We start from the raw sequence: 1,832 nt of genomic DNA, 5'->3' as shown, positions 1-1,832 counted from the left end.
AAGGCATCCAGGAACAGCTGAAAGATGGTCCGCTGGCAGGTTACCCGGTAGTTGATATGGGTATCCGTCTGCACTTTGGTTCTTACCACGACGTTGACTCCTCTGAGCTGGAGTTTAAACTGGCTGCGTCTATTGCCTTTAAAGAAGGCTTTAAGAAAGCAAAACCAGGTCTGCTTGAGCCGATCATGAAGGTTGAAGTAGAAACTCCGGAAGAGAACACTGGTGATGTTATCGGTGACTTGAGCCGTCGTCGCGGTATGCTGCGCGGTCAGGAATCCGAAGTAACCGGCGTTAAGATCCACGCTGAAGTACCGCTGTCCGAAATGTTCGGTTATGCAACTCAGCTGCGTTCTCTGACCAAAGGTCGTGCATCATACACCATGGAATTCCTGAAGTATGATGATGCGCCGAACAACGTTGCTCAGGCCGTTATTGAAGCCCGTGGTAAATAATCCACAGGATTAAAACCTAAGTCCCGTGCTCTCTCCGAAGGGGAGAGCACTATAGTAAGGAATATAGCCGTGTCTAAAGAAAAATTTGAACGTACAAAACCGCACGTCAACGTTGGTACTATCGGCCACGTTGACCATGGTAAAACTACCCTGACTGCTGCCATCACTACCGTTCTGGCTAAAACCTACGGTGGTTCTGCTCGTGCATTCGACCAGATCGATAACGCACCGGAAGAAAAAGCTCGTGGTATCACCATCAACACCTCTCACGTTGAATATGACACCCCGACTCGCCACTACGCGCACGTAGACTGCCCGGGCCACGCCGACTATGTTAAAAACATGATCACCGGTGCTGCGCAGATGGACGGCGCGATCCTGGTTGTTGCTGCGACTGACGGCCCGATGCCGCAGACTCGTGAGCACATCCTGCTGGGTCGTCAGGTAGGCGTTCCGTACATCATCGTGTTCCTGAACAAATGCGACATGGTTGATGACGAAGAGCTGCTGGAACTGGTTGAGATGGAAGTTCGTGAACTGCTGTCTCAGTACGATTTCCCGGGCGACGACACTCCGATCGTTCGTGGTTCTGCTCTGAAAGCGCTGGAAGGCGACGCAGAGTGGGAAGCGAAAATCATCGAACTGGCTGGCCACCTGGATACCTATATCCCGGAACCAGAGCGTGCGATTGACAAGCCGTTCCTGCTGCCGATCGAAGACGTATTCTCCATCTCCGGTCGTGGTACCGTTGTTACCGGTCGTGTAGAGCGCGGTATCATCAAAGTCGGTGAAGAAGTTGAAATCGTTGGTATCAAAGACACCGCGAAAACCACCTGTACTGGCGTTGAAATGTTCCGCAAACTGCTGGACGAAGGCCGTGCTGGTGAGAACGTTGGTGTTCTGCTGCGTGGTATCAAACGTGAAGAAATCGAACGTGGTCAGGTACTGGCTAAGCCGGGCAGCATCAAGCCGCACACCAAGTTCGAATCTGAAGTGTACATCCTGTCCAAAGACGAAGGCGGCCGTCATACTCCGTTCTTCAAAGGCTACCGTCCGCAGTTCTACTTCCGTACTACTGACGTGACTGGCACCATCGAACTGCCGGAAGGCGTAGAGATGGTTATGCCGGGCGACAACATCAAAATGGTTGTTACCCTGATCCACCCGATCGCGATGGACGATGGTCTGCGTTTCGCAATCCGTGAAGGCGGTCGTACCGTTGGCGCGGGCGTGGTTGCTAAAGTTCTCGGCTAATCGCTGATAACATTTGACGCAATGCGCAATAAAAGGGCATCATTTGATGCCCTTTTTGCACGCTTTCATACCAGAACCTGGCTCATCAGTGATTTTTTTTGTCATAATCATTGCTGAGACAGGCTC

General features: G+C 51.9%; 1 protein-coding gene and 1 pseudogene. Both read left to right on the top strand.

Annotation, left to right across the window (positions count from 1 at the left end):
* Positions 1-452 (top strand): annotated as a pseudogene (gene fusA / locus AACG97_RS00135) (elongation factor G); the annotation flags it as partial.
* 69 nt (positions 453-521) lie between these two features.
* Positions 522-1,706, top strand: a complete 1,185-nt coding sequence (tuf, locus tag AACG97_RS00130) for an elongation factor Tu (RefSeq protein ID WP_012540432.1) — start codon at positions 522-524, stop codon at positions 1,704-1,706.
* Positions 1,707-1,832 lie beyond the last annotated feature (126 nt).

The sequence above is a fragment of the Pseudomonas sp. Nvir genome (assembly GCF_963778085.1).
Classification (GTDB): domain Bacteria; phylum Pseudomonadota; class Gammaproteobacteria; order Pseudomonadales; family Pseudomonadaceae; genus Aquipseudomonas; species Aquipseudomonas juntendi.
This window is presented reverse-complemented; position numbering and strand designations above follow the sequence as displayed.